The 24,222-nt window shown below is 67.3% G+C and carries 23 protein-coding genes, 1 pseudogene and 1 riboswitch; of the genes and pseudogenes, 10 read left to right on the top strand and 14 right to left on the bottom strand.

The window, feature by feature from the left end:
- Positions 1 to 21: 21 nt before the first annotated feature.
- Positions 22 to 249, top strand: coding sequence for a DUF167 domain-containing protein (locus V1Y59_RS04875; protein ID WP_330503712.1), 228 nt, complete (start codon positions 22 to 24; stop codon positions 247 to 249).
- A 30-nt stretch (positions 250 to 279) separates the two neighbouring features.
- Here V1Y59_RS04875 and V1Y59_RS04880 read toward each other — a convergent pair whose 3' ends face one another.
- Both V1Y59_RS04880 and V1Y59_RS04885 read right to left on the bottom strand, forming a co-directional pair.
- Entirely contained in the window at positions 280 to 744 is a 465-nt protein-coding gene (locus tag V1Y59_RS04880; protein ID WP_330503713.1) for a tRNA (cytidine(34)-2'-O)-methyltransferase, read from the bottom strand.
- A 35-nt stretch (positions 745 to 779) separates the two neighbouring features.
- Positions 780 to 1,724 (bottom strand): serine/threonine dehydratase, encoded by a 945-nt coding sequence (locus V1Y59_RS04885; RefSeq protein ID WP_330503865.1) that lies wholly within the window; start codon positions 1,722 to 1,724, stop codon positions 780 to 782.
- A 58-nt stretch (positions 1,725 to 1,782) separates the two neighbouring features.
- Between V1Y59_RS04885 and V1Y59_RS04890 the strand changes: the two genes are divergently transcribed.
- From V1Y59_RS04890 to V1Y59_RS04900, 3 genes are all read left to right on the top strand, one after another.
- Positions 1,783 to 2,661 carry a bifunctional methylenetetrahydrofolate dehydrogenase/methenyltetrahydrofolate cyclohydrolase gene (locus tag V1Y59_RS04890; RefSeq protein ID WP_330503714.1) on the top strand — a complete coding sequence of 293 codons (879 nt, stop codon included), beginning with the start codon at positions 1,783 to 1,785 and terminating at the stop codon, positions 2,659 to 2,661.
- A gap of 53 nt (positions 2,662 to 2,714) precedes the next feature.
- A complete protein-coding gene (locus V1Y59_RS04895) occupies positions 2,715 to 3,005 on the top strand; it encodes a DUF3017 domain-containing protein (protein ID WP_330431660.1) in 291 nt (96 codons plus the stop codon).
- A gap of 142 nt (positions 3,006 to 3,147) precedes the next feature.
- Positions 3,148 to 4,623, top strand: coding sequence for an Hsp70 family protein (locus tag V1Y59_RS04900; RefSeq protein ID WP_330503715.1), 1,476 nt, complete (start codon positions 3,148 to 3,150; stop codon positions 4,621 to 4,623).
- Between the two features lie 106 nt (positions 4,624 to 4,729).
- Here the strand turns inward: V1Y59_RS04900 and metX are convergent, their stop codons facing one another.
- Complete coding sequence (gene metX, locus V1Y59_RS04905) at positions 4,730 to 5,878, bottom strand: homoserine O-acetyltransferase MetX (RefSeq protein WP_330503716.1); 1,149 nt, start codon at positions 5,876 to 5,878, stop codon at positions 4,730 to 4,732.
- A 46-nt stretch (positions 5,879 to 5,924) separates the two neighbouring features.
- Positions 5,925 to 7,247, bottom strand: coding sequence for a bifunctional o-acetylhomoserine/o-acetylserine sulfhydrylase (locus V1Y59_RS04910; RefSeq protein ID WP_330503717.1), 1,323 nt, complete (start codon positions 7,245 to 7,247; stop codon positions 5,925 to 5,927).
- A 59-nt stretch (positions 7,248 to 7,306) separates the two neighbouring features.
- A riboswitch (SAM riboswitch) is annotated at positions 7,307 to 7,426 on the bottom strand.
- 274 nt (positions 7,427 to 7,700) lie between these two features.
- Here V1Y59_RS04910 and V1Y59_RS04915 point away from each other — a divergent pair.
- Together V1Y59_RS04915 and V1Y59_RS04920 are read left to right on the top strand one after the other, a co-directional pair.
- On the top strand, positions 7,701 to 9,644 hold the full coding sequence (locus tag V1Y59_RS04915; RefSeq protein ID WP_330503718.1) for a PE-PPE domain-containing protein: 1,944 nt from the start codon (positions 7,701 to 7,703) through the stop codon (positions 9,642 to 9,644).
- A gap of 84 nt (positions 9,645 to 9,728) precedes the next feature.
- Positions 9,729 to 10,970: an MFS transporter gene (locus V1Y59_RS04920; protein WP_330503719.1), complete on the top strand. Its 1,242-nt coding sequence runs from the start codon at positions 9,729 to 9,731 to the stop codon at positions 10,968 to 10,970.
- Here the strand turns inward: V1Y59_RS04920 and bfr are convergent.
- Together bfr and V1Y59_RS04930 are read right to left on the bottom strand one after the other, a co-directional pair.
- A complete protein-coding gene (gene bfr, locus V1Y59_RS04925) occupies positions 10,928 to 11,413 on the bottom strand; it encodes a bacterioferritin (protein WP_330503720.1) in 486 nt (161 codons plus the stop codon). The genes V1Y59_RS04920 and bfr overlap by 43 nt on opposite strands.
- A 104-nt stretch (positions 11,414 to 11,517) precedes the next feature.
- Entirely contained in the window at positions 11,518 to 11,700 is a 183-nt protein-coding gene (locus tag V1Y59_RS04930) for a (2Fe-2S)-binding protein (protein ID WP_330430518.1), read from the bottom strand.
- 115 nt (positions 11,701 to 11,815) lie between these two features.
- Between V1Y59_RS04930 and V1Y59_RS04935 the strand changes: the two genes are divergently transcribed.
- The 3 genes from V1Y59_RS04935 to V1Y59_RS04945 are packed head-to-tail and all read left to right on the top strand — an operon-like array spanning position 11,816 to position 14,846.
- The gene (locus V1Y59_RS04935) at positions 11,816 to 12,652 is read left to right on the top strand and encodes an exodeoxyribonuclease III (RefSeq protein ID WP_330503721.1); all 837 of its coding nucleotides are present in this window, start codon (positions 11,816 to 11,818) and stop codon (positions 12,650 to 12,652) included.
- 57 nt (positions 12,653 to 12,709) lie between these two features.
- The gene (gene trpS / locus V1Y59_RS04940; RefSeq protein WP_330503722.1) at positions 12,710 to 13,744 is read left to right on the top strand and encodes a tryptophan--tRNA ligase; all 1,035 of its coding nucleotides are present in this window, start codon (positions 12,710 to 12,712) and stop codon (positions 13,742 to 13,744) included.
- Positions 13,745 to 13,793: 49 nt separating this feature from the next.
- The gene (locus V1Y59_RS04945; RefSeq protein ID WP_330503724.1) at positions 13,794 to 14,846 is read left to right on the top strand and encodes a YhjD/YihY/BrkB family envelope integrity protein; all 1,053 of its coding nucleotides are present in this window, start codon (positions 13,794 to 13,796) and stop codon (positions 14,844 to 14,846) included.
- Between the two features lie 8 nt (positions 14,847 to 14,854).
- Here the strand turns inward: V1Y59_RS04945 and V1Y59_RS04950 are convergent, their stop codons facing one another.
- From V1Y59_RS04950 to V1Y59_RS04965, 4 genes and pseudogenes are all read right to left on the bottom strand, one after another.
- Positions 14,855 to 16,159, bottom strand: a complete 1,305-nt coding sequence (locus V1Y59_RS04950; protein WP_431309101.1) for a D-alanyl-D-alanine carboxypeptidase family protein — start codon at positions 16,157 to 16,159, stop codon at positions 14,855 to 14,857.
- A gap of 10 nt (positions 16,160 to 16,169) precedes the next feature.
- Positions 16,170 to 17,186 carry an adenosine deaminase gene (locus tag V1Y59_RS04955; RefSeq protein WP_330503725.1) on the bottom strand — a complete coding sequence of 339 codons (1,017 nt, stop codon included), beginning with the start codon at positions 17,184 to 17,186 and terminating at the stop codon, positions 16,170 to 16,172.
- A 4-nt stretch (positions 17,187 to 17,190) separates the two neighbouring features.
- Positions 17,191 to 18,589 (bottom strand): annotated as a pseudogene (locus tag V1Y59_RS04960) (aspartate aminotransferase family protein).
- Positions 18,586 to 19,050, bottom strand: a complete 465-nt coding sequence (locus V1Y59_RS04965) for an Lrp/AsnC family transcriptional regulator (protein WP_330503726.1) — start codon at positions 19,048 to 19,050, stop codon at positions 18,586 to 18,588. The pseudogene V1Y59_RS04960 and the gene V1Y59_RS04965 overlap by 4 nt, the downstream one beginning before the upstream one ends.
- 109 nt (positions 19,051 to 19,159) lie before the next feature.
- Between V1Y59_RS04965 and V1Y59_RS04970 the strand changes: the two genes are divergently transcribed.
- Positions 19,160 to 20,644 carry a gamma-aminobutyraldehyde dehydrogenase gene (locus tag V1Y59_RS04970; protein ID WP_330503727.1) on the top strand — a complete coding sequence of 495 codons (1,485 nt, stop codon included), beginning with the start codon at positions 19,160 to 19,162 and terminating at the stop codon, positions 20,642 to 20,644.
- Here the strand turns inward: V1Y59_RS04970 and V1Y59_RS04975 are convergent.
- The 4 genes from V1Y59_RS04975 to V1Y59_RS04990 all read right to left on the bottom strand — a co-directional run bounded on the left by V1Y59_RS04975 (position 20,634) and on the right by V1Y59_RS04990 (position 24,215).
- A complete protein-coding gene (locus V1Y59_RS04975) occupies positions 20,634 to 21,056 on the bottom strand; it encodes a hypothetical protein (protein WP_330503728.1) in 423 nt (140 codons plus the stop codon). The two genes, V1Y59_RS04970 and V1Y59_RS04975, sit on opposite strands and share 11 nt — an antisense overlap.
- Before the next feature lie 144 nt (positions 21,057 to 21,200).
- Positions 21,201 to 21,989, bottom strand: a complete 789-nt coding sequence (locus V1Y59_RS04980) for a succinate dehydrogenase iron-sulfur subunit (protein WP_330503729.1) — start codon at positions 21,987 to 21,989, stop codon at positions 21,201 to 21,203.
- A complete protein-coding gene (gene sdhA / locus V1Y59_RS04985) occupies positions 21,989 to 23,743 on the bottom strand; it encodes a succinate dehydrogenase flavoprotein subunit (RefSeq protein ID WP_330503730.1) in 1,755 nt (584 codons plus the stop codon). Before sdhA ends, V1Y59_RS04980 begins: the two co-directional genes overlap by 1 nt.
- Positions 23,744 to 23,759: 16 nt before the next feature.
- Positions 23,760 to 24,215 (bottom strand): succinate dehydrogenase hydrophobic membrane anchor subunit, encoded by a 456-nt coding sequence (locus V1Y59_RS04990; protein ID WP_330430507.1) that lies wholly within the window; start codon positions 24,213 to 24,215, stop codon positions 23,760 to 23,762.
- Between the last annotated feature and the right edge of the window lie 7 nt (positions 24,216 to 24,222).

Below are 24,222 nucleotides of genomic sequence, written 5' to 3' on the forward strand. Positions count from 1 at the left end.
GACAACGAGAGTGGGGGAGCCATGCCGCGGCAGATCGTGGTGACAGTGAAGCCGGGAAGCAGCAAAGGGCCACTGGTGGAGACGAATCCGACGGGTTCGATGACCGTCTACGTGCGCGAGCCGGCTACCGACGGCCGGGCGAACAAGGCCGTGGCACAGATCCTGGCAGAGCACCTCGGGGTGCCCAAGAGCAAGATCGCGCTCGTGGGCGGCGCGACGTCGCGGACCAAGCGGTTCCGCGTCTACTGACCTCACACCCGGGTCACCGACCCGGGGTGATCACACGGCGCCGGCGAATCCGTTCTGCCGCCACGCCTCGTAGACCACGATGCTGGCGGCATTGGCGAGGTTGTGCGATCTACGCCCGGCCAGCATCGGGATCCGCACGCGATCGGTGACCTGCGGCATGTCGAGAACCTCGGCGGGCAGCCCGGTCGGTTCCGGCCCGAACAGCAGCACGTCGCCCGGTTGGTAGTCGATGTCGGAGTGATAGCGCGACGCGTGGGCGGTGAAGGCGAACACCCGCTCCGGCCGCAGCGCGGACCACGCCGCATCCAAATCGGGATGCACTGTCACGGTGGCCATCTCGTGGTAGTCCAGACCAGCGCGCTTCACCTGGGTGTCGGACATGCCGAACCCCAGCGGCTCGATGAGGTGCAGTTCGCATCCGGTGTTGGCGGCCAGCCGGATCGCGTTGCCGGTGTTCGGCGGGATGCATGGCTGGAAGAACATGATGCGGAACATGTTGGGCAAGTCTAATGCGGCGCGGGACACCCACCTCACCCGTTGACGTCGAGTCGGGTGTTCGCCCCGCAGAGCACCACACACAGCGTGGTCCCCGGTTCCGCATGCACCTGCCCCGTCAACACGGCCGCCACCGCGGTCGCCGTTCCGTGTTCGACGAGGATACGGAAGTCGGTCCACAGCATCCGGCGCGCATCGACGATGTCGGCGTCCGACACCACCACGCTGGTCACGTTGCGCCCGGCGATCGTCGCCCAGCAGATGTCGCCGACGCGGGTCGCGCCGAGGCTGTCGGCGGCGACGCTGTCGAGATCCACGGTCACCGGGCCGCCGGCGTCGAGTGCCTGTCGCAGGCACGATGCCCCGACCGGTTCGACGCCGACCAGGTGATCGCCGGGACGCAGGGCCGCGGCCAGTCCGCCCAGCAGTCCGCCGCCCCCGACGCACACCACCGTGGTCAGCGGCCCGTCGACGTCGCCGGCCAGCTCCGGCCCGATCGTCCCGGCGCCGGCGACGATGTCCGGCTGGTCGTAGGCGTGCAAGAGCAGGGCACCCGAGCGCCCGGCGAGTTCGAGGGCGGCGTCGGCGGCGTCCTGGTAGCGGTCGCCCACCTGATGGACCGTCGCGCCCAGTGCGCGCAGGCTCTGCACCTTCACCTCCGGCGCGGTCACCGGGACCACCACGGTGGCGGGGACACCGGCGATCCGTGCGGCCCACGCCGCACCGATCGCGGCGTTGCCGCCGGAGGCGACGAGGACGCCCCCGTCCTGATCCAACCGACCCTGTGCGCGGGCGTGCAGGACGGCGTTGAGGCTTCCGCGTGCCTTGAAGCAGCCGCCCACCTGCAGGTACTCCTGCTTGAAGACCACCTCGATGGGACCCGTCGCGGTGTCGACAGACGTCCGGAACACCGGGGTGCGGCGCAGGCGGCCGTCGATCCGATCGCGGGCGGCGTCGATGTCGGAGGTCGTCACCGACATCGCTGTCCGTCGAGTGTCCACGTCCGTCACGATAGCGGGGGTGGAACAATGGACTCCCGTGAGCGCGATACGACTCGACGGCAAGGCCACCCGCGACGAGATCTTCTCCGATCTCGGCGCCCGCGTGGAGAAACTCCGCGCCGAAGGCATCACACCGGGGCTCGGCACCGTCCTGGTCGGTGACGACCCGGGGTCGCGGTCCTATGTGAAGGGCAAGCACGCCGACTGTGCACGTATCGGCGTCGAATCCATCCGGAAGGATCTCCCCGCCGACGCGTCGACGGAGGACCTGAACGCCGCCATCGACGATCTCAACGCGGATCCCGCGTGCACCGGTTACATCGTGCAGCTGCCCCTCCCGCGCCAGCTCGATGAGAATGCGGCGCTGGAGCGAATCGACCCGATCAAGGACGCCGACGGGCTGCACCCGATCAATCTGGGACGGCTCGTACTCGGGAAGGAGGCCACGCTGCCCTGTACGCCGCGTGGCGTGGTTCACCTGCTCCGGCGCTACGAGATCCCGATCGCCGGAGCGCGGGTCACGGTGATCGGGCGTGGCGTCACGATCGGCCGTCCGATCGGCCTGCTGTTGACCCGACGCAGCGAGAACGCCACCGTCACCCTGTGCCATACCGGCACCCGCGATCTGGCGGCCGAGGTGTCGCGGGCCGACATCGTGGTCGCCGCTGCGGGCGTCCCGCACCTGATCACCGCCGACATGGTCAAGCCGGGAGCGGCGGTCATCGACGTCGGCGTCAGCCGCACCGACGATGGCCTGGCCGGCGACGTGGCGCCTGACGTCTGGGACGTCGCCGGGCACGTCTCGCCGAACCCGGGCGGAGTCGGTCCGCTCACGCGGGCGTTCCTACTGGTCAACGTCGTCGAACGAGCCGAAGCGCAGCTGGCCGAGCGGACCCGGGCGGGAACCGCGGGGTGACGCCGGACCGGGGCGCCCGTACACCGGACGGGACTCTCGACCACTCCCGCCGAGTGGGCAGCGCCGCGCGGGTGCGCCGCTACGTGGTCCAGATCCCGTACTTCGTCGTCCTGATCGGACTGGTTGCCGCGGCTGTTCTCGTCTTGTTCGACCGCTGGCGACGCGGCGCATTCGTCTTCGGCTCCGTCCTGTTGCTCGGAGCGGTGCTGCGGGCCTTCATCCCCACCTCGCGCGCAGGGCTGCTGCAGGTAAGAAGCAAGTTGTTCGACGTCGCGGTGATGGCGTCGGTGGGGTCGCTGATCCTCTGGTTGGCGACGTCCATCGATCCTTTGGGCACAGATTGATTACAATAGAGATCAATACGTGACCTAACGGCCCTTGCGGCGACGACACAGCTGGAGAAAACGCATCACACCGACGACCACCACCGGCAACTCGACCACTCCCGACGAAACGACGTCGATGGGTGTGTCCGCGGGCGATGGCATGATCCACTACGTCCTGCTGACGCGCGACGACGTCGGTCGCAGTGTGGTCGACACCCGCGTGATCGACGTCGACCGTAGCGACGGACTCGACACTGCCGGCCGGGTGAACGCGGGCATCGACCTGATGTTGGGGGCCGCCAAGGACGCGGACCGCCGGGTCGGGCCGATCGGGGTCGCCGCGCGTACGGCCAAGCAGCGTCGTGAACTGGCGTCTCGTGGCAGCGGTCCCCGTCGTCAGATCCATCTCGTCGACGACGGCGACGCGGTGGCCGCGTATCTGTCGGCCACCGGCCAGATCGACCGATTCGCGTCGGTCGTCGTCGCCGACTGCGGGGACACCGGCATGTCCCTGTACACCGTGGAACCGTCCACCAATCGCATCTCGGCGCCGGTTCGGTCGCGCGCGCTCGCCGGCCGCGACATCGACCGGGCGATCCTCACCAAGTTGACCACCGACCGCGGTACTCCCGACGGACGTGGCAGCCGGAGCGGACGCAGCGCTCTGCTCGCGGCCTGCCGCGCCGGCAAGGAGGAGGTGGGCACCGCCGGCACCGACTCGGTCCTGCTCGCGGACGGCCGCAGACACACCCGTCTCACCGGTGCGGTGATCGACGCGGCGGTCGCGCCCATGGTGGATGACGCGCGAAGCGTGCTGATGCGCTATCTCGCCGACAACGCCGACCGCGACAGCCGCCCGGAGGCGGTGGTCCTGGTCGGTGGCATCGCCAACCTGCCTGCCGTCGCGCGGATGCTCGACGGTGCGCAACTCGGCGGACGGAATGTCGAGGTCGTGGTGCCGGATGCGCCGGAACTCGCCGCGTCGATCGGGGCCGCAATCCTGGCGAGGGCCAAGGCCTCGTCGGGTACGACGCGACTTGCATTCATCGGCGGTCGTCGGCACCGGGAGTGGTTGTCGGCCACGCCGCTGGCCGTGGTGGCGGCGATCCTCGCCGCCGCGACGATGACGATCTATGCGGTGAGCTCCTCGCTGGCCGGGCACAACGAACCGGCCTCCACTCCGTTGCCGCCGACCACCACGACCGCGACGTCCGAGATGTCGACGACGACAACGACATCGGAGTCGACGACCACCACGGCGCCGCCGCAGCCGCGGGTCACCCAGGCACAACCCGAGCCCGCCCAGCCGCCGATGCAACGCACCGAGTCTCGCTGGGAGGACTATCCCGGCTGGGCCACAACGGAATTGCCGCCGACGACGGAGACGGACTCGTCGACGTCGCCACCCACGCGCACGCTGGTGCCGTATCCGCTGCCGACGCTGCCGTGGCCGCCGGGTCGCCCCTCGCCCACGATCCCGCCGGAACTGCTTCCGCCGAATCTGCGTCCGGAATCATCGACGCCCGCGCCGCCGCCGGCGCCGGAAAGCGTTGTGCCGCAGACCACCACCACGCCGCCCGCACCGCGCGTCGCGCCGCAGCAGGGCGCGCCGGTGTCCACCACGCCGACGCGATAGGGAAGTGGGTGGACCCTCAGGGGCCGGGGGTGGACCTTCTGGTCCCTGAGGAGATCCGGAGCTTGCGGAGGATCGTCACGAAGGGTCCCTTCGTGACGATCTCTGTTCAGCCCCGCGCGATCTCGACGGTTTGCTTGAGCAGATCGCTGATGGCGTCGAACTCGGTCAGGAATCCGTCGTGACCGTTGTCGGAGTGCAGAACCTGCAGCCCGCCGACGCAGTTGCCCAATTGCTCGGCGAGTTCCACCTGCAACCGCAAGGGGTACAGGCGGTCTGACGCGATCCCGCCCACGATCACGGGGACCCGGCAGGCCCGCAGCACGGATTCGATGGTGCCCCGGTTGCGACCCACATCGTGGTGGTTCAGCACGTTGCTGAGCACCACATAGCTGCCGGCGTCGAAACGCTGGGTCAGCTTGGTCGCCTGATGCTGCAGATAACTGTCGACGGCGTAGCGGCCGCCGGTCAGCGGCTGTTCGTCGGCCTGGGGATCGTCGCCGAAACGACGGTCGAGTTCCACCTCACCGCGATAGGTGAGATGCGCGATTCGCCGTGCCACACCGAGACCGGCGGTGGGTGCCTGCCCGGTGTCGTGGTAGTCGCCGCCCTGCCACGCGGGGTCGGCGGTGATCGCCGCGATCTGGGTGGTCTGGGTGCCGATCTGATCGGCAGTGGCACGCGCGCCCACCGCCAGAACCAGTGCGCTCCTGACCATCTCGGGATACTCGATGGCCCATTCGAGCGCGCGGGCACCGCCCATGGACCCGCCCACCACGGCACCGACCCCGGCGATCTCGAGCCGGTCCATCAGAATCCGTTCGGCGCGCACCTGATCGAGCACCGTGATCTGCGGAAAGCGCGACCCCCACGGGCGCCCGTCGGGAGCGGGTGACGACGGGCCGGTGGACCCGCGGCAGCCACCCAGCACGTTGGCCGAGATGACGCACCACTCGTCGGTGTCGATGGCGCAGCCCGGACCGATCAGCCCGTCCCACCAGCCGGCCGTCGGGTGCTCGTCGTCGGCGGGACCGGTGACGTGCGAGTCGCCGGTGAGTGCATGCAGGGTGAGGATGACGTTGTCCCGGGACGCCGACAACGCACCCCAGCGCTGGAAGGCCAGGGTGACATCATCGATCCGGTCACCGTTGTCGAGGGAGACCGCGCCGATGTGGACGCGGGCCGTGGCCCCGTCCGGCATCGTTTCCCAGTCGGGTCCGTCGACGGACTGGGTTTGCGTTTCGATACTCACCGACACAATTCACTCACTCTGCAGCACACTCCGACTTCCTCTGTCCCTCAACTCACTTCGCGGCCGCGAATCCCTGTTCGAGATCAGCGATGATGTCGTCGAATCCTTCGATGCCGACCGCCAGGCGCACCAGGCCCGGCGTCACCCCCGCGCCTACCTGCTCGTCCGGTGTCAACTGACTGTGTGTGGTGGACGCCGGGTGGATCACCAGCGACCGGACGTCACCGATGTTGGCGACGTGACTGTGCAGCGTCAGTGCGTCGACGAACTTCCGGCCGGCCTCGAGCCCGCCGGCGATCTCGAAACTGACGATGGCGCCCTGTCCCTTCGGCAGCAGCTTCTGCGCACGCTCGTGCCACGGTGACGACGGCAGTCCGGCGTAGGCCACGGACTCCACCTGGGCGTGGGCTTCGAGATACTGCGCCACGCGCTGCGCGTTGGCGACGTGCCGCTCCACCCGCAGGCTCAACGTCTCCAGCCCCTGGGCCAGGAGGAAGGCGTTGAACGGCGAGATGGCCGCACCGGTGTCGCGGAGCCACTGCACGCGGGCCTTCAGTGCGAACGCCGGGGCACCGAGGTCGGCGAAGACGGCGCCGTGGTAGCTCGGATCCGGCGTGGTGAACCCCGGGAACAGGTCTTTCCCGTCGCGTTGGGCGCGCCAGTCGAAGGTGCCCCCGTCGACGATGACGCCACCGATGGCGGTGCCGTGGCCACCGATGTATTTCGTCGCCGAGTGCACGACGATGTCTGCGCCGTGTGCCAGCGGATTCAGCAGATACGGGGTGGCGACGGTGTTGTCGACGATGAGCGGGAGACTGTTGCGGTGGGCGACCTCCGCGATGCCCTCGACGTCGAGGATCTCGTTGTTGGGGTTGGAGATCGTCTCGCCGAACAGGGCGCGGGTGTTGTCCTTGATGGCCGCCTGCCAGGAGTCGAGGTCCTCCGGATCCTCGACGAACGACACCTCGACGCCGAGCTTGGGCAGGGTGTAGTGGAACAGGTTGAACGTGCCGCCGTACAGACGTGGGCTCGACACCACATGGCCGCCGGTCTCGACGATGTTGAGGATCGAGTAGGTCTCGGCCGCCTGGCCCGATGCCACCAACAACGCGGCCACACCACCCTCGAGGGCGGCGATGCGCTGCTCCACCGCGTCCTGGGTCGGGTTCATGATCCGGGTGTAGATGTTGCCGGGCTCGGCGAGGCCGAACAGATTCGCGGCGTGCTGAGTGTCGTTGAACACGTACGACGTGGTCTGGTAAACGGGCAGCGCCCGCGCATTGGTGGTGGGATCGGCGGTCTGGCCGGCATGGACCTGTTTGGTCTCGAAGCTCCAGTTCGCCGTCGGATCGGCGCCGTCGGTGGCGTCAGACATGAGTGTCCTGCTTTCTGCGGTCGGCAGGGTGCAACGACCCTGGTGGGGTCCGACCTTCGGACCCGCGCTTGCCGGGGAATGCGTATGCGTTCCTCAACCCGGTCATCACCCGGAGCACCCCACCGCGGTTGGAGGGTTGCCGATCAGCAAGCCGGGGCTTGACGCTGATGCTCATGACCTGGCGTCAAGGATATAGCACGGTCGAGATGGCCCGGGAACCGTCCCGATCGTGGTGGTCACAAACCGGGGCTGATGACGGTCACAAACTGACAACGCCTGTCCTCCAAAAGGATGAATCTTGCCTCCGTCGAGCGTAAAAGGCCTGTTCAAGGTCGTTAGTTGAACTAACGAGGATTCGCTATTTGAGATCACGGATCTACTCTGTCGCCAGCCTGATCGACTCGCGTCACAGCCCCGACGCGGTCGCCCGGGCGGATGGAGGACGGAGAGCTCATGGTTGCGCGCTTTCGGCTGACTCGCCGGGTTCCGGCTGTTCTGATCGCGATCTCGAGCTGCCTCACCGTGGTTGCCGCGTTCTGTCTGCCGGGTTCGGTCGGTTCTGCGCGTGCCGACGAGTGCGGTGGTGGCGCGGTGATCATCGTCGGGGGGACGAATGATCCGGAAGCCGCCTCGATGGTCGGGGTCGGGCAGCGGTACACCGGACACAAGCCGATCAACGTTGATGGCGAGACGGTCATCGTGCCCGATCCATCCAGTCCGTACTACGACGATCCCGGCGGTGTATCGCCGCCGAAGGCGTATAAGGTCATCCGGGTCTACTATCCGACCACGCTCTGGCCGTTGGGTGCACTCGGCTACGACCAGAGTGTTGCCGCAGGTGAGGCCGCGACCAAGAAGGCGATTGCCACCTATCAGCAAGAGTGTGCGGGCAATCCCATCGTGGTCACCGGATACTCGCAGGGTGCTCGTGTGGCCGGCGACGTGCTCTCGGATATCGGGAACGGCCGAGTCGGAAAGATCGACATCGCCGACACCCCGGATGATTCCGATGACGATGTCGAGATCCAGAGGTACCTGGTCGACGAGCAGGGCAACGTGGTGCTCGATTCCAATGGCAAGCCGATCCCGAGCATCTCCGGCGAGTTGTATTCTGATCCGCGCCGCGACGGCACCATCGACGGTGAGGGTGTGGAACTGGCACTTCCTGGGATCTTCCCGGGTCTCACGATGAGTGGCGCCCGCGACGGTGGATTCGGGGACGTCCCCGTCACTTCGGTCTGTGTCGAGGGTGACGGTATCTGCGATGTCCCTGATCCCGTCCACGACCCGATCGGGGCAATCGATGCCTTGGTGGGGTACTTCACCAAGCACGGCTACTACCCGTATCAGATGTGGCTGGACCCAGATGCTTCCGCGACCGGCGCGGGTTGGGCGAACACCACGTGTACGACCGCTGAGGGTTCGTCAACAACCGTTTGCGAGGTCCATCAGGATTCCGCCATCGTGGGCGTGATTCGGGATGGCGCCAATGCGATCGGGCTCGATGGTTCGACGATTCCGGACTTCCTCGAGCACCGGTGGACAATCGATTTGCCCTATGGCGCCAAACTCTCGAACCTGCAGCCGCTTGTTCGGCTCGTGCAAGATCACGTGCCCCCGCTGCCCGAACTGGGGTATGGAGGTTATCTCCCGGATCTCTTTGTCTTCGAGGACATCCTGGACGGCATCGTCAACAACGCTCCCGATGAGGTGAAAGGTGGCGTCCGAGCGTTGGCCGCCAGCGCGAAGAGCATCGTGCTGATCCCGGTCAACTTCGTGAAGTACTGGGCAGCCGAGCTCATCGGACCTCGTATCTCTGAGAGGACCACGGCGCCGGCGGAGGCGGATACTGCTCGACAGGCCGTGCTGCTGAACGCCCTCGACGACGTCGGACCCCCAGCGCTCGTGACGGATGGGGCCACAACAGGTACGACGTCCTCGGATGATCCGAAATCGGGCGGCGCAGAAACCGACGCCGCCGCCGGATCTGCGACAGCGGACTCGTCCGCCGGGAGTACGTCGTCGGTGCCCGCCCAGACCACGACGCCGGACGCCGCTACATCCGCTGGACCCGATTTCCCTGGACCCGATTCGACTGCGCCCGATTCCGCGACGTCCGGCGAGCAGACTCCGAAAACGCCCTCCACGCCGCCCGACACGTCCGCGCCGTCCACGCCGCACGCTCCCGACCCCAGCGCTACCGACAGCGACGCCGGCGGGAGCAATGGAGTCGCCGGGGGGGACGTCGAGACCGACGGTGCGGAGGACAACGACGGCGACGGGAACGGCGAGGGCCAGACCACCGGTCCCGGATTGTCGACAACGGGTGCCGGCACCGGGTCCTCGAAGGACTCGTCATCGTCGGAGGCAGGCGACGACCCCGGGAGTGACGAGTAGGAGACGGCCGGCGCCCTTCGCGTGTGAATCAACTCACCTGAACGGTGGGGAATCCCGGTAGGGGAGCCGGGAGTTGGAGACTGAGTGTCCTCAGCGCCAACCGCACCCGCCGCAGCACCGGTGACCGCCTCCGTCCGTCGGTGGGCCGTCATCGCTCTCGCCGTCGGCGGATTCGGCATCGGCACCACCGAGTTCGTGGCGATGGGGTTGCTGCCCAACATCGCGACGACCCTGAGTGTCAGCGAGCCCACCGCCGCCCACGTCATCTCGGCGTACGCGTTGGGCGTCGTCGTCGGCGCACCGCTCATCGCGGCGCTCACCGCCCGGGTGCCGCGTCGCACCCTGCTCATCGGTCTGATGGTCGCCTTCACCGTGGGCAACCTCGCCACCGTGCTGGCGCCCACCTACGGACTGCTCATCGCGGCGCGGTTCGTCGCCGGTCTGCCGCACGGCGCCTACTTCGGCGTCGCCGCGCTGGTCGCCGCCCATCTGGCCGGTCCGCGTGACCGCGCCAAGGCGGTCGGCCAGGTGATGCTGGGTCTGTCGGTCGCCAACGTGCTCGGCGTGCCGATGGCCACCTGGTTGGGCGAGTCCTTCGGCTGGCGGGTCGCGTTCGCCATCGTCGTGGTGATCGGACTGTTGACCATCGTCGCCCTCGTCCGCAACCTGCCCGCACTCGCGGACATGCGGGTCACCAACCCCATGACCGAACTCGGTGCGCTGTCGCGCCCGCAGGTGTGGCTCACACTGTTCATCGGCGTCGTCGGATTCGGCGGGATGTTCGCCTACTACACCTATCTCAACTCGGCGCTGACGACCGTGACCGGCGTCTCGGTCTCGCTCGTGCCCGTGGCGATGATGCTGTTCGGCCTCGGGATGGTGACCGGCAACATCGTCGGTGGTGTGCTCGCCGACCGGAGTGTGCCCGCGGGCATCCTCATCGGTCTCGTCGCCACCGCGGCGTCGTTGGCGCTGTTCGCCCTCACGTTGGACAACGCGTGGGCGGCGATGATCCTCAGCTATGCGATCGGGCTGTCCGGGGCGTCGACGATCCCGGCGCTACAAACCCGGCTGATGGACGTCGCCGATGACGCGCAGACGCTGGCGGCCGCCCTGAATCATTCCGCGCTCAACATCGCGAATGCGGCGGGGGCGTGGCTGGGCGGTCTGGTGATCGCCGCCGGGTACGGCTATCGCGCGCCGTCGCTGTTGGGAGCGGGGCTGGCGCTGGCCGGGATCGTGGTTCTGTTCGTCGCGCTGGCGGCGGCGAGAAGCCGTCGCGGTCAGTCGACGGTGGGTGGCGTCGCGACGGTCTTGGACAGGTAGAGCTGCTCGCCGATCCGGTCCATCAGTTCGAGCTGCGTCTCGAGATAGTCGATGTGGTGTTCCTCGTCCTTGAGGATGTCCTCGAGGATCCTCGCGCTGGTGATGTCACCTTTGCCGCGGCACATCGCGGCACCGGGCCGGAGCCGCTCGACGACCTCCATCTCGATGGCGAGGTCGGACTGGAACTGCTCACGCAGGGTCTGCCCGATGCGCAGCGGCAGGATCTTCTGATAGTTGGGCAGGGCGTCGAGGAACAGGATCCGGTCGGTGAGGACCTCGGCGTGCAGCATCTCCTCGATCGACTCCGCGCGGGTCTTGCTCGCGATCTCGGTCAGACCCCAGTTCGCCTGCATCTTGGAGTGGAGAAAGTACTGGTTGATGGCTGTCAGCTCGCTGGTGAGCTGCTCGTTGAGTAGTGCGATCACCTCATCGTCGCCGCGCATGACCGATCCTCCGTTCGCCGTGGTATTGCGAACGTAGCACGCCGAAACTCCCCGCGTCCGCACTTGGACACGAGGATTGTGTTCGTCGCCGTTGGCCGGCGTGCCTATGCTGCCGTGGTCGCGGTGGCGATCCTTTCATCGACGATCTGCTGAATCCGTTCGAGGCAGGTGCCGCAGCCTTCGCCGGCACCACACCGGTCGCCGATCGCATCCACTGACATGGCACCGGTCGAGCAGTGGTCGTGCACTTCGTCTTCGGTCACCGCTCGGCAGATACAAACGAACATCGGTCTCACCTCGAATCAGTTCAGTTAGGTAAGGGTTACATAAAGCACGCCCTGAAACAAGGGTTGGCTTACCTTTGGTACGGACGCACCATTTCGGCCACGTACGCTCGTCTGCGTGTCGATCACCGTGAGCACCGTCAATGTCAACGGCGTCCGCGCCGCCGTGAAGCACCGGTCGGCCGCCAACCGCGGCCTGCTGGCCTGGCTGTCCGGCACCGAAGCCGACGTCGTCCTGATGCAGGAGATCCGCGCCGACGAGGAGCAGGCAGCCGAGGCACTTGCCCCGGCGCTCGACGACGGCTGGCAGTGGACGATGAGTGCGTCGGTCGTCCGCGGGCATGCCGGGGTGGGGGTGCTGAGCCGGTTGCCGTTGGGAGCGGTGCGCGTCGGTTTCGGCGACGCCGAGTTCGATTCCACGGGGCGCTACATCGAGGTCGATCTCGACTCACCGCTCGGCGCGACGACGGTGGCCAGCCTCTACCTGCCCAAAGGTGCCGCGCAGACGCCGGAGCCGAAGGACGTGGCGAAGTTCGACGAGAAGGTGCGTTTCCTCACCGGCTTCGGCCAACACCTCGACCGGCTGTCGCGGCGTCGGCGTCATGTCGTCGTGGGTGGGGACTGGAACATCGCGCATGCCGAGCCGGACATCAAGAACTGGAAGGGAAACCGGAAGAGTCCGGGCTTTCTGCCGCACGAGCGCTCCTGGGTGAGCGACCGCCTCGCGTCCGGATGGTGGGATGTGATGCGCGACCTCGCGCCCGCGGAGGACGGACCGTACACGTGGTGGTCGTGGCGGGGGAAAGCGTTCGACAACGACTCCGGCTGGCGCATCGACTACCAGCTGGCCAACAAGCGTCTCGCCGATCGTGCCGTCAAGGCGTGGGTCGACCGGGCCGACGCGTACGACCTCCGCTGGTCGGATCACGCGCCGATGACGGTCGTCTACGAGTGACCGGGCCGGCGGACGCTGACACAAAACCGTTCGCGCACGTCTGAGACACTGGGGGACATGAGCAGTGACGTCTCCCCGGCCGGGTCAGCTCGACCGCGCGTGCTGTCGGGCATCCAGCCGACCAGCGACTCCTTCCACCTCGGCAACTATCTGGGTGCGGTGCGGCAATGGGTTGCGCTGCAGGAGGACTTCGAGGCGTTTTACTTCATCCCGGACATGCACGCCATCACGGTGGCCTACGACCCGGCGACGTTGGCCGACCGGACCCGGCTCAGCGTCGCGCAGCTGCTCGCGGTGGGTGTCGACCCGGATCGTTCGACGATCTACGTCCAGTCCCACATACCCGAGATCGCCCAGCTGACCTGGGTGCTGTCGTGCATCACCGGATTCGGTGAGGCGAGCCGAATGACGCAGTTCAAGGACAAATCGGCCAAGCAGGGTGTCGACGCCGCAGGCGTCGGACTGTTCACCTATCCGATCCTGATGGCCGCCGACATCCTCGCGTTCGACGTGGATCGGGTGCCGGTGGGCGAAGACCAGCGCCAGCACCTCGAACTCGCCCGCAATCTGGCGCAGCGCTTCAACTCCCGGTTCGGTGCCGTCCTCAAGGTGCCCGAGCCGCACATCGTGAAAGAGTTCGCCAAGATCTACGACCTGCAGAACCCCACGGCGAAGATGAGCAAGTCGGCCGAATCGGATCGCGGTCTGATCAATCTGCTCGACGAGCCGAAGCGCTCCGCCAAGAAGATCCGGTCCGCGGTGACCGACACCGAGACCGAGATCCGCTTCGATCCGGTCACCAAGCCCGGCGTGAGCAATCTCCTGACCATCCAGTCCGCACTCGGCGGCACCCCGGTCGATGTCCTCGTCGACAAGTACGCCGGCAAGGGATACGGGGACCTCAAGGTCGACACGGCCGAGGTACTGACGGAGTTCGTCACCCCGTTGCGCGGTCGCGTCGCCGAGTTCATGGACGACCCCGCCGAACTGGACGCGATCCTCGCGCGCGGTGCCGAACGCGCGCGCTCGGTCGCTTCGACGACACTGCGCGCGGTCTATGACAAAGTGGGGTTCCTGGCACCCGGCGGGTGATCGAACGTCCATCGGGCTGACCCGCGACCCGACCGAGGAGGCGGTACAGGTGAGTTCGGTGGTTGATTCGGCCAAAGGGGCCGTGGAGCGCGCGAAGACGGGCTTCGCCGACGCCCGCGAACGATGGACCTGGCTGGATCATCTGATCAACACGGTCCAGCGCTACAACGATCGTCGCGGGAACCTGTACGCGGCGAGCATCAGTTTCAACGGCATCCTCGCGCTCGTCCCCATCGTCATGGTCGTCTTCGCGATCGCCGGTTTCGTCCTGGCCAGCCAGCCCGATCTGCTGAGAGACCTCCAGGACGCCGTCGTCGAGAACATGCCCGAGGGCATGGGCGACCAGGTCAACGACCTCATCAACTCGGCGGTCGACCAGCGTGCTGCGGTCGGTGTGGTCGGTCTGCTCGGCGCCGCCTTCACCGGCATCGGCTGGATCTCCGGTGTGCGTGCGGGCATGACCGAGATGTGGGGCGGCCGGGTCAATCGCAACCCGGTGATGTCCAAGGTGTGGGACCTCATCACCTTCGCTCTCCTCGGGATCGCGTTCGCGGTGACCATGGCGATCACCGCGCTCGGCAACTCGGGTCTCACGACCGAGGTGTTGTCGTGGGTCGGGCTAGACGACGCCTCATGGGCTCCCACTGTCGTCCGCGCCGTGTCGATCGCGGTCTCGGTGCTGGCGAGCACGCTGCTGTTTACCTTCGTCATGTCGCGTCTGCCGCTGGTGCAGTTGCCGTTTCGGAACACGCTCAAGGCGGGCCTGCTGACCGCGATCGCGTTCGAGATCGTCAAGACCGTCGGCGGGATCTACCTGGAGTCGGTGCTGAGTGGACCGGCAGGAGTGACCTTCGGTCCGATCATCGGTCTGCTCGTGTTCGCCTACCTGGCATCACGGATCGTGCTCTACGCCGCCGCCTGGTGCGCCACCGACCAGATCAACGAGGCCTACCAGGTCGAGACCGAGGACGAGACACCACCGCCGGTGCTGGTGTCCCCGAACTACGAGGTCCACCCCGCACCACGGCCGTCCACGTTGGTCGCCGTGGCCGGGATCGGTGCCGCGGCCAGTGCTTTCGTGGGGTGGCTACTGCGGCGGTGATCGTCAGGTCAGCGGCGGGAGAACAACCGCATCGCCACCAACAGGAGCAGGACCGACACCAACGCGGCCACCAGACCGATCAGCAGACGAACGGACCAACGGGTGGGTTCGTCGGTGCCGGTGCCGGTGGCGGTGACCGTCCGCGGCGCCGCGGTGGGCGACGGGACGACAGTAGTGGTGGCCGAAGCTTCCGCCGCGGCCTGCGGCGGTGTCACGAGATCACCGACGGTCACGCCCTCAGGCGCCCGAAAACCGTAGTCGAACAACGCCTTCGTCTGGTCCCAGTAGGAGTTGGTGCCGACGGTGAGCCCGAACATCTCCACGACCATGATCTGCCGACCCGACCGCTCCGTCACCCCGACATAGGTCTTGCGCGCGTCGTCGGTGTAGCCGGTCTTGCCGCCGATCATCCCCGGATAGCCTTCGAGCAGCAGCTGATTGGACGTGTGCATCTGGTAGGCAGGGTGATCGGTGTCGCCGGGCACGTCCGGGCGCCGGGGATAACCCGGGAACCGGTACTCCCGCATCCCGATCATCGACCGGAAGGTGCTGTCGTGCATGGCCTCTCGGAAGATCAGTGCCAGGTCGTACGGCGACGACGACATCCCGGGTGCGTCCAGGCCGGACGGTGACGCGGCCCGCGTGTCCAGCGCACCGAGGGCGTGAGCCCGTTCGTTCATCTTGTCCAGCGCGGTGTCCACGCCGCCCAGTTGACGGGCCAAGGCGTTGGCGCAGTCGTTGCCCGACACCATCACCAGCCCGGTCAGCAGATCTCGATTGGTGTACCGACCGCCCGGACCCATGCCGCAGGAGTCGCCCTCGGTGCTCCACTCCTCGGCGGTCGGGGTGATGACGGTGTCGAGATCGAGTTCGTCGAGTGCGACGAGCGCGAGCAGGACCTTGATGGTCGACGCGGGGCGGTACCGGCCGTGGGGGTCCTTGGCCGCTATCACCTCGCCGGTGTCGAGGTCGGCGACGAGCCAGCCCGCAGACGTCAACGCCGGTGGTATCGGCCCCACGGCGGGATCGGCGACGACACCGCATGCGGCCAGTTGCTCACCACCGACCGGTGTCTCCGGGACCGCCAGCGGGGTGGGCGTGGGATCCCCGGGCGCCACGACCTCGGATTCGTCGACAGGTGGTGGCGTGTCGATGCGGTGTGGGCAGTGGTCGGTCACCGGGGTGGTCGTCGGCGGGACGGGAGCTGCAGTGGCGGGCGAACAGAACGGGGCCGGTCCCAGCGTCATGCCGACGGTCACGGCGAGGCCGGCGATCAACGCTCGCGCGAAATGTCGCGGCCTCCCCACCGTCACCGGTCGGAGATTACCAGCGGGACTCTGTCGACGCGGCCAGCCACCCGTCGATTCCGTCGATGATCTCGCGTTGCCGCGACGCCGGAAGGAAGCTGGCGACCACGGAGTTGCGGGCCAGCCGGGCGAGCGTGTCGTCGTCGAGACCGAATTGTTCGGCGACGGCGGTGAAGTTGTCGTCGAGGTACCCGCCGAAGTACGCAGGGTCGTCGGAGTTCAGGGTGACGTGGGCGCCTGCCGACAGCAGGTCGGGCAGTGGGTGAGACGCCAGGTCGCCGACCGCCTGCAGACACACGTTGGACAGCGGACACACGGTCAGTGGCATGCGGGTGGCGACGAGTTCGGCCAGGAGGTCGGGGTCGTCGACGCTGCGGATGCCGTGGTCGATCCGGTCAACGCCGAGGTGATCGATGGCCTGGCGGATGGATTCGGGTCCCGCCTCCTCGCCGGCATGGGCCACGCGGCGGAGGCCGAGGTCCGCGGCGCGGGTGAACACGTCGGCGAACGGGGACGCCGGATTCCCCACCTCGGCCGAATCGAGCCCGACCCCGATGATCGGCGCGTCGACGGCGATCAACTCGTCGAGGGTCTCCGCTGCCTCGGCCGCAGGACGGTCGCGGAGGAAGCACGCGATCAGGTCGGCGGTGAAGCCGAACTCCGTTCGTGCCCGGGCGAACCCGTCGACGAGGCCGTCGACCACGTCGGCCGTCGGTACTCCGCGTGAGCGATGCGCCTGGGGATCGAAGAACACCTCTGCGTGCACCACGCCACCGGAATGCGCCCGGACGGCGTATTCGTAGGCGAGACGGGCGAAGTCGTGGCGCCGCCGGAGTACGTCGAGGTTCTCGTAGTAGATGTCGAGAAAGGACTGCAGGTCGGCGAAGACGTAGCGTCCGCGCAACGCGTCGGCGTCGGGGTAGGGCAGTGTGATCCCGGCGTCGGCAGCCAGTTCCAGCACGAGATCGGGCTCCAACGTGCCCTCGATGTGTACGTGCAGCTCAACCTTGGGTAGCTCGCGGATTCGGGACATCTGTCTACAACAGCGTGTACGCCTCGGTCAGGACCGACCGGAGGATCTGCTCGATCTCGTCGAACTCCGCCTGTCCGGCGATCAGCGGTGGAGCGAGCTGCACCACCGGGTCGCCGCGGTCGTCGGCGCGGCAGTAGAGTCCGGCGTCGAACAGCGCGGACGACAGGAAGCCCCGCAGGATGCGCTCGGACTCGGCGGGCGAGAACGTCTCCTTGGTCGACTTGTCCTTGACCAGCTCGAGCCCGTAGAAGTATCCCTCGCCCCGCACATCGCCGACGATGGGCAGGTCGTACAGACGTTCCAGCGTCGCCCGGAACGCCGGCGCATTGCGCTTGACGTGGTCGTTGAGCCCCTCGCGCTCGAAGATGTCGAGGTTGGCCAGCGCCACCGCCGCCGACACGGGGTGGCCGCCGAAGGTGTAGCCGTGCGGAAAGGTCGTGGTGCCGTCGCGGAACGGCTCGAAGAGCCGGTCACTCGCGATCATCGCGCCGATCGGGGAGTACCCAGATGTCATGCCCTTGGCGCAGGTGATGATGTCGGGGACATACCCGAAGTCGTCGCAGGCGAACATCGATCCGATGCGCCCGAACGCGCAGATGACCTCGTCGGACACCAGTAGCACGTCGTAGCTGTCGCAGATCTCCCGGACGCGCTCGAAGTATCCGGGTGGGGGCGGGGGAACATCCGCCGGCGTTCTGCACCGGCTCCAGGAAGACCGCGGCGACGGTGTCGGGCCCCTCGAACTCGATGGCCTCGGCGATCCGGTCGGCCGCCCACCGGCCGAACTTCTTCGGATCGTCGGCGAGTTCGCCGGTGCCGAACGGATCGGGCGCCCGGTAGATGTTGGTGTTCGGCACACGGAACGCGCCGGGCGTCAGCGGCTCGAACGGCACCTTCAGCGCGGGCACGCCGGTGATGGCGAGCGCACCCTGCGGGGTTCCGTGATACGCGATCGAACGCGAGATGACCTTGTGCTTGCCCGGTTTTCCCGTCAGCTTGTAGTACTGCTTGGCGAGCTTCCAGGCGCTCTCCACGGCCTCGCCACCACCCGTGGTGAAGAAGACGCGGTTGAGGTCGCCGGGCGCGTACGCGGCGAGGCGTTCGGCGAGTTCGATCGCCGGTGGCGTGGCATAGGACCAGAGCGGGAAGAAGGCGAGGTCCTTCGCCTGTCGTGCGGCGGCCTCGGCGAGTTCGTCGCGGCCGTGACCGACCTGGACGACGAACAACCCCGCGAGCCCGTCCAGATAACTGCGGCCACGGTCGTCGAAGATCCGAACACCCTCGCCGCGGGTGATCACCGGCGGCGTGATGCCGTCGCCGTGGCGGGCGAAATGTCCCCACAGGTGGGCCGCGCTGCGCTCACCGAGGGAGTTCGCGGTCGCGGCTGCGTTCGCAGAGGTCATCGGGTTCCCCAATTGTATTGTTGTTTCACGAGTTTCAGATAGACGAGGGTCTCGGTCGCGGTGACCTCGGAATGGACTCGAACCTTCTGGTTGAGGATGCGCAGGAGATGATCATCGTCCTCGCACACGACCTCGATGAGGATGTCGAACGAGCCGGCGGTGACGACCACGTAGTCGATCTCCGGGCAGGTGGCCAGCTGCCGAGCGAGGGTCTCGGTATCGCCGGTGCACCGGATACCGATCAGGGCCTGGCGCGCGAACCCGAGTTTGAGCGGATCGGTCACCGCCACGACCTGGAGCAGCCCGCTCTCGCTGAGCTTCTGCACGCGATTGCGCACCGCGGCCTCCGACAGGCCCACCGCCTTGCCGATCGATGCGTAGGAACTGCGGCCATCAGTCTGCAGTTCCTCGATGATCCTCTTGGCGGTGGCGTCGAGAGCGGGAGCGGACGATTCAACCACACGACGATCGTGACGGATTCAGCATCCATATGCAAGGCGCAGCTATGGAATCAGCAGAGAATGCCTCGTCTGGATCGCGAATCCGTCGGACCGCGGATAGTCTGGGCGCATGCCGAACACGGAGATGATGCCCACCGCCTGGATCGGCGGTACCGCCCGCCATGGCGACGGGCCGGCCCATACCGTGCGCAACCCGGCGACCGGCGATCCGGTCGCCACCGTGGCCCTCGCCGGTACCGGTGAGGTGGACGCCGCGATCTCCGCGGCGCGCGCGGCGCAATCCGATTGGGGCGGAGCCACTCCCGCCGAACGTTCGGAAGTGATGCGATCGCTCGCCGATCTGCTCCGGACCCACAGTGGGGCGCTGGCCGCCGAGGAGGTCGCCCAGACCGGACGCAGCATCCGCCTGGCCACGGAGTTCGATGTCCCCGGCAGCATCGACAACGTCGACTTCTTCGCCGGTGTCGCGCGCAACCTCGATGGCAAGGCCAGTGCCGAGTACTCCGCCGATCACACGTCGTCGATCCGTCGTGAACCGGTGGGTGTCGTCGGGTCGATCTCGCCGTGGAACTATCCGCTGCAGATGGCGGCGTGGAAGGTGTTGCCCGCCATCGCCGCCGGCTGCACGGTGGTGCTGAAGCCGGCCGAGATCACCCCGTTGACGACGATGACGCTGGCGCGGCTGGCCACCGAGGCGGGCCTGCCCGACGGCGTCCTCAACGTGCTGGTCGGCACCGGCGCCGACGTGGGTTCGGTCCTTTCCGGCCACGCGGGCGTCGACATGGTGACGTTCACCGGCTCTACCGCGGTCGGGCGATCGGTGATGGCGCAGGCGGCACGGCACGGCACGCGGGTGCAACTGGAGCTGGGCGGGAAGGCTCCGTTCGTGGTGTTCGACGACGCCGACCTCACCGCCGCCGTGCACGGGGCGGTGGCGGGTGCCCTGATCAACGCCGGTCAGGACTGCACCGCAGCCACCCGCGCGATCGTCGCTGCGAGCGTCTACGACGACTTCGTCGACGGCGTCGCGCAGGTGATGTCGGAGGTCACCGTCGGTGACCCCACCGATCCCGCGACCGACATGGGTTCGCTCAGTTCGATCGCCCATCGGGACAAGGTCGCGGGGATGGTCGACCGCGCCGTCGTGGCCGGGGCCCGGTTGGTGACCGGCGGGACGGTTCCCGACGGCCCGGGCGCCTTCTACCCGCCCACCCTGCTCGCCGACGTCGCCGAGGGATCCGAGATCTACCGCGACGAGGTGTTCGGTCCGGTCCTCACCGTCAGTTCCTTCACCGATGACGACGACGCGATCCGTCGCGCCAACGACACCGTCTACGGCCTCGCCGCCTCCGCGTGGACCCGCGACGTGTACCGCGCGCAGCGGGCCGCCCGCGAGATCCGCGCCGGCTGCGTCTGGATCAACGATCACATCCCGATCATCAGTGAGATGCCGCACGGCGGCTATGGAGCATCCGGGTTCGGCAAGGACATGTCGACCTACTCGCTGGACGAGTACCTGACGGTGAAGCACGTCATGAGCGACATCACCGACATCGCCGAGAAGTCCTGGCATCGTACGGTTTTCACGCGATAGCGCGCCATCGAGCGTCGTCGTCCCACGAACAACGGGCGACGGCGAGGTCCGTGGATCGCGCTCTGATCTCGCGAATCCTGACCTCGTTCACCCAGACGGCGCATGCCGCGAACCGGCCGCTCGATCGGAACACCGCGTCGATCCGTTGGTGACGGACGCGGCTGGTGAACGTGAGCGAGCCCGACCACTGTTCGGTCTTCCGGTCGAAGTGGGTCAGCGGCACCGCGGTCTGGTTGCGGAGCCGATTGTGGCTGTCGTACCAGGAGACCGCGCGGTTGACCTTCGTGTCCGACGTGAGCACCAGCGTGATCCGGTCACCGGTCCCGGGGTGTCGAGGCGACGCGTCGGCGCCCGGCGCCGCGATCGCGAGGGTGAGAATCAGGCCGACGATCACGAGGCGTATGCGTGTCATGGGATTTGGACGCGCAGCGAGTGCCTGCGGTTCCACCGCCCTCATGGAACGACGACGCCCCTCCGCGAGTCGGTCGCGGAGGGGCGTGGTCGGGGCTGCAGAGTGAAATCTGCGGTTTGGCGGCCGGGCTTGGGCCGCCGGGGATCAGCGCGAGAACATGAGGGCGCGCTTGACCTCCTGGATCGCCTGGGTGACCTGGATGCCGCGCGGGCAGGCCTCGGTGCAGTTGAACGTGGTGCGGCAGCGCCACACACCGTCCATGTCGTTGAGGATGTCGAGACGCTCGACGGCGGCCTCGTCACGGCTGTCGAAGATGAACCGGTGGGCGTTGACGATCGCGGCCGGCCCGAAGTAGCTGCCCTCGTTCCAGAACACCGGGCAACTCGTGGTGCAGCAGGCACACAGGATGCACTTGGTGGTGTCGTCGAAGCGGGCGCGGTCGGTCTGGCTCTGGATGCGCTCCCGGGTCGGTTCATTGCCCGAGGTGATCAGGAACGGCTTGATCGCGCGGTAGGCCTCGAAGAAGGGCTCCATGTCGACCACGAGGTCCTTCTCCACCGGCAGGCCCTTGATCGGCTCGACCGTGATGGTGAGCTCCTTGGACTTGTCCTTCGGGAGCATGTCCTTCATCAGGAGCTTGCAGGCCAGGCGGTTGACGCCGTTGATGCGCATCGCGTCGGACCCGCACACGCCGTGCGCGCAGCTGCGTCGGAACGTCAGCGTGCCGTCGAGGTAGCCCTTGACGTACAGCAGGAGGTTCAGCAGCCGGTCGGTGGGCAGCGCCGGAACGCGGAAGCTCTCGAATCCCTGCGCATCCGGGTTCTCCGGATTGAACCGGTAGATCTTCAAGGTCACCATGGTGGCCTCGTCGGGTACCGGGGGCAGTGGCGGTTCGTCGGAGGCCGGTGCCGGGTTGTCCATGATCGCTGTCATCAGTACTTACGCTCCATCGGCTCGTAGCGGGTCTGCACCACGGGCTTGTAGTCCAGCTCGATGTCCGAGAGAAGGCCTTCGCCCTTCTTGTACGCCATCGTGTGGCGCATGTAGTTGACGTCGTCGCGGTCCGGGTAGTCCTCGCGGGCGTGACCGCCGCGGGACTCCTTGCGGTTGAGCGCTCCGGCGACGGTGACCTCGGCCATCTCCAGCAGGAAGCCGAGCTCGATCGCCTCGAGGAGGTCGCTGTTGAACCGCTTGCCCTTGTCGTGGACGCGGATGTGGTTGTACCGCTCCTTGAGTGCATGGACGTCGGTGAGCGCCTGCTTGAGCGTCTCCTCGGTGCGGAACACCGACGCGTTGTTGTCCATCGTCGCCTGCAGTTCCGTGCGGATGTCGGCGACGCGCTCGTGCCCGCGATCGCTGAGCAGCAACTCCAGCCAGTCGTCGACCATCTTGGTCGGGGTGTCGGGGAGTTCGACGAAGTCCGCCGAGGTCGCGTAGTCGGCGGCGGCGATGCCGGCACGGCGCCCGAAGACGTTGATGTCGAGCAGCGAGTTGGTGCCGAGACGGTTGGCGCCGTGCACCGAGACGCACGCGCACTCGCCTGCGGCGTAGAGGCCGTGCACCACGGTGTCGTTGTCGCGCAGCACCTGGCCCTCGATGTTGGTCGGGATTCCGCCCATCACGTAGTGGCACGTCGGGTACACCGGCACGTACTCCGTCACCGGATCCACGCCCAGGTAGGTCCGGGCGAATTCGGTGATGTCGGGGAGCTTCTCGTTGAGGACGTCCTCGCCGAGGTGGGTCACGTCGATGTAGACGTAGTCCTTGTTCGGTCCTGCGCCGCGGCCTTCGAGCACCTCGAGCACCATCGACCGTGCCACGATGTCGCGCGGTGCGAGGTCCTTGATCGTGGGGGCGTAGCGTTCCATGAAGCGCTCGCCGTCGGCGTTGCGCAGGATGCCGCCCTCACCACGCACGGCCTCCGAGATCAGGATGCCGAGGCCGGCCAGGCCGGTCGGGTGGAACTGGTGGAACTCCATGTCCTCCAAGGGGAGTCCCTTGCGGAACACGATGCCCATGCCGTCGCCGGTCAGGGTGTGGGCGTTGGAGGTGGTCTTGTACATGCGTCCCGAACCGCCGGTCGCGAAGACGATCGACTTGGCGTGGAACACGTGGATCTCGCCGGTGGCGAGCTCGTAGGCGACGACACCGGTCGCGACCATCTCGCCGTCGGCGTTCTCACCGAGGCAGATGTCGAGCGCGTAGAACTCGTTGAAGAACTCGACGTCGTGCTTGACGCAGTTCTGGTACAGCGTCTGCAGGATCATGTGGCCGGTGCGGTCGGCGGCGTAGCAGGCGCGCCGGACCGGCGACTTGCCGTGATCGCGGGTGTGGCCGCCGAAGCGGCGCTGGTCGATCTTGCCCTCGGGGGTGCGGTTGAACGGCAGACCCATCTTCTCCAGGTCGAGCACCGCGTCGATGGCCTCCTTGGCCATGATCTCGACGGCGTCCTGGTCGGCGAGGTAGTCGCCACCCTTGACCGTGTCGAAGGTGTGCCACTCCCAGTTGTCCTCTTCGACGTTGGCGAGGGCGGCGCACATGCCGCCCTGCGCGGCGCCGGTGTGGCTGCGCGTCGGATACAGCTTGGTGAGCACCGCGGTCCGCGCCCGGGGTGCGGACTCGATGGCGGCGCGCATGCCGGCACCGCCGGCACCCACGATGACTACGTCGTAGCGATGTTCCTGCATGTCTTCGTCAGTCTCCTCAGCCGACGCTGTTCACGTCGAAGGTCAGCAGTGCGTAGGTGCCGAGCACCAGGACCAGGATCATCGAGATACCCAGCAGGACGTTCAGCCAGAAGCGGGTCGAGTCCTTGCGTGAGTAGTCGGCGATGATGGTGCGGACGCCGTTGCCACCGTGCAGCTGGGCCAGCCACAGCATGGTGAGATCCCAGATCTGCCAGAAGGGTTCGCGCCAACGGGCCGCGACGAACGATGCGTCGATGCGATGCACGCCGTCGTCCCAGGCGAGCATGATGAACATGTGGCCGATCGTCAGGATGATCAGGGCCAGACCCGAGAACCGCATGAACAGCCATGCGTACTTCTCGAAGTTGCCGCCCTTGCGCATCCGCGGCGAACGCGGATTGTCGAGGCTGGCCGGCCGGTCGTACTGGGTGCCCAGGGTCTTGGCGGCACCCGCGGTGTGCGATGCAGTCATCAGGTGC

This window comes from Gordonia prachuapensis, from assembly GCF_036350515.1.
GTDB classification, from domain to species: Bacteria; Actinomycetota; Actinomycetes; order Mycobacteriales; family Mycobacteriaceae; genus Gordonia; species Gordonia prachuapensis.